At 72.4% G+C, this 7,123-nt stretch carries 7 protein-coding genes; 3 read left to right on the top strand and 4 right to left on the bottom strand.

Going from position 1 to position 7,123, the window contains the following annotated elements:
• A partial coding sequence (locus HW577_RS17125; RefSeq protein WP_198377362.1) for a translocation/assembly module TamB domain-containing protein occupies positions 1–1,420 on the top strand: 1,420 nt, incomplete at its 5' end.
• On the opposite strand, the gene HW577_RS17130 is transcribed toward HW577_RS17125, so the two are convergent.
• Together HW577_RS17130 and HW577_RS17135 are read right to left on the bottom strand one after the other, a co-directional pair.
• Complete coding sequence (locus HW577_RS17130) at positions 1,421–2,920, bottom strand: DASS family sodium-coupled anion symporter (RefSeq protein WP_198377363.1); 1,500 nt, start codon at positions 2,918–2,920, stop codon at positions 1,421–1,423.
• A gap of 69 nt (positions 2,921–2,989) precedes the next feature.
• Complete coding sequence (locus tag HW577_RS17135) at positions 2,990–4,144, bottom strand: NADH:flavin oxidoreductase/NADH oxidase (RefSeq protein ID WP_198377364.1); 1,155 nt, start codon at positions 4,142–4,144, stop codon at positions 2,990–2,992.
• A 117-nt stretch (positions 4,145–4,261) separates the two neighbouring features.
• Between HW577_RS17135 and HW577_RS17140 the strand changes: the two genes are divergently transcribed.
• Positions 4,262–4,612, top strand: a complete 351-nt coding sequence (locus HW577_RS17140) for a hypothetical protein (protein ID WP_198377365.1) — start codon at positions 4,262–4,264, stop codon at positions 4,610–4,612.
• Positions 4,613–4,624: 12 nt separating this feature from the next.
• Here the strand turns inward: HW577_RS17140 and HW577_RS17145 are convergent, their stop codons facing one another.
• Together HW577_RS17145 and HW577_RS17150 are read right to left on the bottom strand one after the other, a co-directional pair.
• Positions 4,625–5,494: a metal ABC transporter permease gene (locus tag HW577_RS17145; RefSeq protein WP_198377366.1), complete on the bottom strand. Its 870-nt coding sequence runs from the start codon at positions 5,492–5,494 to the stop codon at positions 4,625–4,627.
• A 178-nt stretch (positions 5,495–5,672) separates the two neighbouring features.
• Positions 5,673–6,422, bottom strand: a complete 750-nt coding sequence (locus tag HW577_RS17150; protein WP_198377367.1) for a metal ABC transporter ATP-binding protein — start codon at positions 6,420–6,422, stop codon at positions 5,673–5,675.
• A gap of 178 nt (positions 6,423–6,600) precedes the next feature.
• Here HW577_RS17150 and HW577_RS17155 point away from each other — a divergent pair.
• On the top strand, positions 6,601–7,123 hold a 523-nt coding region (locus HW577_RS17155; RefSeq protein WP_198377368.1), incomplete at its 3' end, for a DUF445 family protein.

The following is a 7,123-nucleotide window of genomic DNA, read 5'->3' on the forward strand; positions in this document are numbered from 1 at the left end:
GGATGTGCGGCTGGAGGCATCGGCGGGCGCAGTGCTGCGCGCGAACGGCACCGCGCGGCTGCCGGGCGGCTTCGGCGGAACGGCGCCGCTCGCCGCGCGGCTGGAAGCGAATGCCGATCTCGGCGCCATCGCCGGGCCCATCCTCGCCGCCGGCTCGCAGCGCGTCGCGGGGCGGTTGGCGCTGGCGATGGAGGCCGGCGGCACGGTCTCGACGCCCGCGCTGACCGGCCGCGCGACACTGTCGGGTGGGTCGTTCCGCGACCTCGCGCAGGGTGTGACACTATCGGAGATCGAGGCGGTGCTGCGCGCGGAGGGCGATCGCCTGCTGATCGAGCGCTTCGCTGCGCGCACCCCGGGCAATGGCACGATCGGGATCGGCGGCACGATATCGCCGCTCTCCCCGGGCCTGCCGGCGGAGCTGACGCTGACCGCGCGCGGCGCGCGGCCGTTGCGGTCCGATCTCGCCAGCGGCACCTTCGATGCGGATCTCCGGCTGGCCGGCCGGCTGCTGGAACAGGCGCGGGTGGAAGGGCGTGTCGAGGTGAAGCGGCTCGACATCACCGTGCCGGAGAAGCTGCCGCCCTCCGTCCGGCGGATCGAGGGCGTGCGCGAGCGCGGGCGGCGCCCGCCGAACACGCCGCCGCTGGATCCACCACGGGCGGGGGGCGCGCCTGCGGGACTGCCCGACATCGCGCTGGCCATCGAGGTCGCGGCACCGCGCGCCGTCTTCGTGCGCGGGCGCGGGATCGACGCGGAATTCGGCGGCACGATGAATGTCGGCGGCGCGATCGCCGCGCCGACCGTGACGGGCGGGCTCACGCTGCGGCGGGGGAACATCTCGGTCTTCGACCGCAGGCTCGATTTCCGGCGCGGGACCATCGGCTTCGACGCGGGCACCTTCGTGCCCTCGCTCGACTTCCTCGCCGCGGCGCGGGCGCGGGAGGTGACGGCAAATGTCACGGTCACCGGGCCGGCGACCGATCCGCGAATCGAATTCTCCTCCACACCGGAATTGCCGCAGGACGAGATCCTCTCCCGCCTGCTGTTCGACAGGCGGGCGAGCGAGTTGTCACCCTTCCAGCTCGCGCAGCTGGCGCAGGTGCTGGCGGGCGCGGCGGGGATTGAGACGCCGGGTGCGGCGGGCATCCTCGAGCGCATCCGGCGGACGCTCGCTCTCGATCGCCTCGCGGTGGGGGAGGACCGGCGGCCCGATGGCGGGCGCGGCCAGGGCGCGACGCTCGAGACCGGGCGCTATGTGGCCGAGGGCGTCTATGTCGGCGTGCGGCAGTCGAGCGAGGGCGGCGCGCCGCGCGTCGGCGTGCAGATCGACGTGCTGCCGCGCGTGCGGATCGAGGCCGAGACGGGCGGCAACAGCGCGGCAGGCGACCGCGTCGGCCTGTCCTTCGAGATCGAGTACTGATCAGCCCCGCACATACCCCAACCAGTCCCACCAGGTCGCCGTCAGCGCCAGCACGAGCGCATAGCCCGCAAGCGTGATGACGACGCCCGATCGGAAGAAGTCCTGCGCGGCGAAGGTGCCCGTGCCGAAGGCCACCATGTTCTGTGGCGCGCTGACGACGAGCAGGAAGCCGAAGGACACGGTGAACTGCAGGATCATCGTCACCCCCGCGACATTCACCGGCACGCCCGCCCGCGCCACTTCCTGCAGCACCGAGATGACGATCGGGATGAAGGCGGCCGCCAGCGCCGTGGCCGAGGCGAAGCCCAGATGCACGAGGATGAGGAAGGCCGCCATCACGGCGACGATCACGAAGGGGGTGGCTTGGCGGAGCGCGAAGACGTCCACGATCTGCCCCGCCATCCAGGCCGCGCCGCGCGTCTGCACCAGCACCGACCCCAGCGCGATGCCGACGGCGAAGAGGATCAGCGTCCCCCAGGGCACGGAACCCTGCGCCTGCTTCCAGGACATGACGCCGATGCGCGGCAGCAGCAGCACCGTCACGGCGATGATCGTCGAGGATGCGGTATCGAGCGGATGCAGCCGGCCTTCCGTCGCCCAGAACCCCAGCAGCAGGAGACCGGCGGCGAGCACGCGCTTCTCCGCCCCGCTCATCGGCCCGAGCGCCGCGAGGTCGCGCGCGACGGCCGCGCCGCCATCCTGGCTCACGCTCGCCTCCGGCCGGTGGAAGCGCCACAGGATCACGTAGAGCAGCGGCGCCATCAGCAGCCAGAAGGGTGCGGCGGCGATGAACCAGTCGAGCCAAGTGACGGTGGCACCCGGGATGGCGCGCCCGATCAGGCCAAGGAAGGTCGCGTTCTGCGCCGCGGCCGTCAGCACGCCAATGTTCATCACCGAGCAGATCTGCGCCGAGCCGATCATCAGCAGCGCGGCCAGGCGGCTGTCCCGCTGGAGCCCGAAGGCCCCGATGATGCCGAGCACGATCGGCACCACCGCCGAAACGCGCGCCGTGGCCGAAGGCACGAGAAAGGCGAGGATGACGCCGACCGCCAGCGTGCCGGCAAAGATCCCCTGCGGCTTCGTGCCCACGCGGGAGAGCGTGGCGAGTGCGATGCGCCGGTCGAGCCCGGTCGCCGAGACCGCCGCCGCGAAGACCAGCGCCGCGCCGACCAGCGCGACGGCATTGTTGGCGAAGCCGCCGATCGCCCAGTCCCGCGCCCGCGCGATGCCGAGCATCCGCTCCGGCGCCGCCGGGTCGGGCGCGGTGCCGACCAGCAGGATGATCAGCGCCGCGACCACGAAGGCCGAGACGGTGAGGTCCACCGCCTCGCTGACCCACAGGACCACGGCCATCAGCAGGATGCCGATGGCCCGCTGCCCCGCGACGGGCAAGCCCGCCGGAGGAGGCACGAGCGTCGCGGCGAGCAGCACCGCAAGCGCGAGTCCGAGGCCGATCCAGCGCCGTGCCCCGCCCCCGCCTTCCACCGCTGCCGCCGCCATCCGCTGCTCCTCCCCCGACCAGGTTCGGGCAGGCTTGCGCGCGGCGCGGTCAGCGCGCCTTGACGCGCGTCAAGCCGGCGGCGCGCCGAGCGCTTCCATCACCGCCGCGCGCTTTTCCATCCACCAGCCATGCTGCGCCGGCCAGCGGGAGAAGACATCCTCCGTCGTGCCCGGTTCCAGCACGCCGCGCGCCATCAGCGCCCAGTTGGGGTTGTTCATCGCCTCCCGCCCCACGGCGACGAGGTCCGCCTCGCCGTCCGCCAGCACGGCCTCGGCCTGCTGCGGGCCGATGATGAGGCCGACCGCCATGGTCGCGAGCCCCACATCGCGCCGGATCTGCGCCGCATAGGGCACCTGGAAGCCGTAGCCGCGCGGGATGCGCTTCGATCCCGTGGCACTGCCGCCGATGCCGCCCGAACTGCAATCGACCACATCGACGCCGAGCGGCTTCATGGCGTGGGCGAAAGCGAGGCTGTCTTCCATCGTCCAGCCGCCATCGGCGCCATCGACCGCGGAGATGCGCACGAAGACCGGCCGGTCCTCGGGCCAGGCCTCCCGCACCGCGCGGATGACATCGAGCGGGAAGCGCATCCGCCCCGCGAGGTCGCCGCCATAGGCGTCGTTGCGCGTGTTCGACAGGGGCGAGAGGAACTGGTGCAGCAGGTAGCCATGGGCGCAATGGACTTCCACCGCCTCGAACCCCGCGGCGCGGGCGCGGCGCGCGCCGGTGGCGAAGGCCTCCACGATGCGCGCCATGCCGGCGGCGTCGAGTCCGGCGGGGGTCAGGTGCCCTTCGGCGATCGGCTTGGCGACGGCCGAGACGATGTCCCAGGTCGTCTCCCCCTTCGCGAACTGGTCCGGGCCGAGCGGGCCATTGCCTTCCCAGGGGCGCTGCATGGATCCCTTGCGCCCGGCATGGCCGAGCTGGATCGCCGGCACGCTGCCCTGCGCCTTGATGAAATCCGTGATGCGCTTCAGCGGCGCGATCTGCTCGTCGTTCCAGAGCCCGACATCGCCATGGGTGATCCGGCCTTCGCGCAGCACGGACACCACCTCGCTGAACACCAGCCCGAAGCCGCCGACGGCGAAGCGGCCGAGCTGGACCATGTGCCAGTCATTCGCCATGCCCTCATGCGCCGAGTACTGGCAGAGCGGCGGTATCGTGGCGCGGTTGGGGATGGTCAGGCCGCGCAGCGTCAGCGGCGAGAACAGCAGCGATCCCATGCGAGGCATCCTTCGGCGTTTCAGGTGCCCAGGATGGGGCGCACGCCGGCCATCGACAACCATCCACGCGCTGGTTGTGGTTGCGCGCGGCGGTACGCTTCGTCTACGCACGCTGGCATGTGGTCCGTTGCGGTTGAGGCGGGTTTCGGTGTTGCTGCTGTTGCGATCGCCGTCTGGTGGCAGCTGCCGCGCCTACGCGCTTTGCTTGCGCCGATTGCGGAGCGCCAGAGCACCACGATGCGCGAGCGCCTGGTCCTGCTCGCGTCCGTGGTCGGTTGGTGGGCGGTCTTTCGGATGTTGGCCGCGAGCGTCGCGATCACGATCGTCCTGGCCTACGCCGCAACAGGCTCCGAGACGGCCTTCGCCCCGATGCGCGTGGTCTACGCAATCGCCGCCGTGCTGACCGCGGCAGGCGCACTCGTGATCGCAACGATCGCCGTGATCAAGGCAAGTCGCGCCGTGGGCTGATCCGGCCCGGCCCTACCCCGCCAGATGCCGCCGCCGCATGAGGCGCGCCAGCAACCCATCGACAGGGCCGGCCAGCACCGACACCGCCCAGGCCGCCCCCGCCACCAACACGATCGCCGGCCCCGTCGGCACGTCGAGGTGATACGACACCAGGATACCCACGACGGAAGACGCCAGCGCCACGCCCACCGCCGCATAGGCCATGCCCGAGACCTGCCGCGCCCAGTGCCGCGCCGCGATCGCCGGCAGCATCATCAGCCCCACCGCCATCAACGTGCCCAGCGCCTGGAAGGCCGAGAGCACGTTCAGCACGACCAAGCCCTGGAACAGCAGGTGCCACGCACCGCCGCGCGCGCCCGCGGCGGCCGCGAAGGACGGGTCGAAGCATTCCAGCACCAGCGGCCGCCAGGCGAAGGCCAGCAGCGCGAGCGTCAGCGTGGAGACACCGGCCATCAGCAGCAGCGCGGCATCGTCGACGCCGAGCACGTTGCCGAACAGGATGTGCGACAGGTCCGCAGCCCCCCCGCCGCCCATCGAGATCATCGCCACGCCGAGCCCCAAGGCGACGAGGTAGAGCGCGGCGAGCGTCGCGTCCTCCCGCCCGCCCGTGGCGCGGGACAGCGCGCCGGCGCCGACGGCGACGAGCAAGCCAGCGACCAGCCCGCCGAACCACAGCGCCGGCGCGGACAGCCCCGCGAGCAGGAAGGCAAGGGCCACGCCGGGCAGCGCGCCATGCGCCAGCACATCCGCCGTCAGGCTCATCCGCCGCAGCACCAGGAACAGACCGAGCACGGGCGCCGAGACCGACAGGGCAAGGCAGCCCACCAGCGCGCGGCGCAGGAAGCCGAACTCGACGAAGGGGGCGATCAGCAGGTCGTGCATGTTGCATCCGGAAAGGGGCTTCGCCCCTCTCCGGGCCTCACCCCACCAAAGGCCGAAAGGCCTTTGGGAACCAACTGTTGGTGCCGCGCGCCGAGGTCACGGCGCCAAGGTGACGGTTTCCAAAGGCCTTTCGGCCTTTGGCGGGGAGGGTCCGGGAGGGGCAGCGCCCCTCCCGCCTTCACGCCGCCTTCTGGCAGTGCTCCGCGTCCTCGGCCCAGGCTTCCGCCATCATCCGCGCGCGGAGCCGGTTGGCCGCCGACAGCGCTTCCTCTGTCGGCCCCCAGGCGATCGCATCACGGGCGATCAGCAGCGTCTCGGGGAATTCGCGCCGCACCAGGTCAAGGTCGTGCAGCACGGCGACCACCGTGCGCCCTTCCCCGTGCCAGTCGCGCACCACGCGCAGCAGATCGGCCGAGGTCTTGGCATCCACCGCGTTGAACGGTTCATCGAGCAGCAGGATGTCGGCGTCCTGCACGAGCAGCCGCGCAAAAAGCAGGCGCTGCGTCTGCCCGGCGGACAGGCTGCCGACCGGGCGCTTTTCGAAGCCCGCCAGGCCCACGGCGGCGAGCGCCGTCTCGGCCCGCGCGCGTTCATGCCCGGGCACAGCGCGGAAGGCGCCGAGGCGCGGCCACAACCCCTGCATGACCACGTCCCGGCAGGCGATCGGGAAGGCGCGATCGAGCGCGGCCAGTTGCGGCAGCAGGGCGATGCTTGCCGACCCGTCCCGGGCGATGCGGCCGCTTTCCGGCCGGTGCAGCCCGGCCAGCGCGCGCAGCAGCGTCGTCTTGCCCGCCCCGTTCGGCCCGACCACCGCCGTCAGGCTCCCAGGGGCGAAGCGGCCCGACACGTGATGCACCGCCGCGCGCCGCCCATGGGTCAGCGTCAGGTTCTCGAGCACCAGGGCGGCGGGGCTGCGCAGCACGCTCATGCCGCCATGGCCCACAGCACGCCGAGCCACAGCACCGTGCCGACGCCGCCCGCGAGCACGAGGCGGGACGCGGCGCCGGAGGCGAGCGCGAGGGGATCGGCGAAGGACGGCATGGGTTATGATGTAACATACGCCCCTGGCTGGGCAAGGCCCGCGGGGCCATCTATCTCCGCATCCGATGCAGGCCAGCCCCCCGCCCGACCCCGATTCCGAGCTCCGGCGCAGCCTCCGGCGCCACAAGGCGGTCGCCACCGGGTTGCTGGTGGGCATGGGCGGGCTCGTCCTCGTCTCCTACAAGCTGCCACCGGGATATTGGACGGACCTGCTGCAGGCCTCCGCCAAGGCGGGAATGGTGGGCGGGCTCGCCGACTGGTTCGCCGTGACGGCGCTGTTCCGCCGCCCGCTCGGCCTGCCCATCCCGCACACGGCGATCGTGCCCAACCAGAAGGAACGGCTTGGCCGGGCGCTGGGGCGCTTCGTCTCCTCCCATGTGTTCACGGAAGCCGAGGTGCGCCGCGTGCTCGCGCGGCTCGACCTCGCGCGCATCCTGCAGAAATTCCTCGCCGACCCGGCGGCCGCGCGGCCCGCCGCGGTGGCGATGGCCGGCGCCCTGCCGCGGGTGGTCGCGAGCCTCGAGGACGGGCGGGCGAAGCGCCTGCTGGTCCGGCTGCTGCCGCGCATCGTCTCGGGCCCCGCCGGGG

It is taken from the genome of Neoroseomonas rubea, assembly GCF_016106015.1.
GTDB classification, from domain to species: Bacteria; Pseudomonadota; Alphaproteobacteria; order Acetobacterales; family Acetobacteraceae; genus Neoroseomonas; species Neoroseomonas rubea.

Coding starts and splice junctions, on each gene's coding strand:
- HW577_RS17140 (WP_198377365.1), top strand. CDS start 4,262: ATGTGGTCCGTTGCGGTTGAGGCGGGTTTCGGTGTTGCTGCTGTTGCG.
- HW577_RS17150 (WP_198377367.1), bottom strand. CDS start 6,422: ATGAGCGTGCTGCGCAGCCCCGCCGCCCTGGTGCTCGAGAACCTGACG.
- HW577_RS17135 (WP_198377364.1), bottom strand. CDS start 4,144: ATGGGATCGCTGCTGTTCTCGCCGCTGACGCTGCGCGGCCTGACCATC.
- HW577_RS17145 (WP_198377366.1), bottom strand. CDS start 5,494: ATGCACGACCTGCTGATCGCCCCCTTCGTCGAGTTCGGCTTCCTGCGC.
- HW577_RS17130 (WP_198377363.1), bottom strand. CDS start 2,920: ATGGCGGCGGCAGCGGTGGAAGGCGGGGGCGGGGCACGGCGCTGGATC.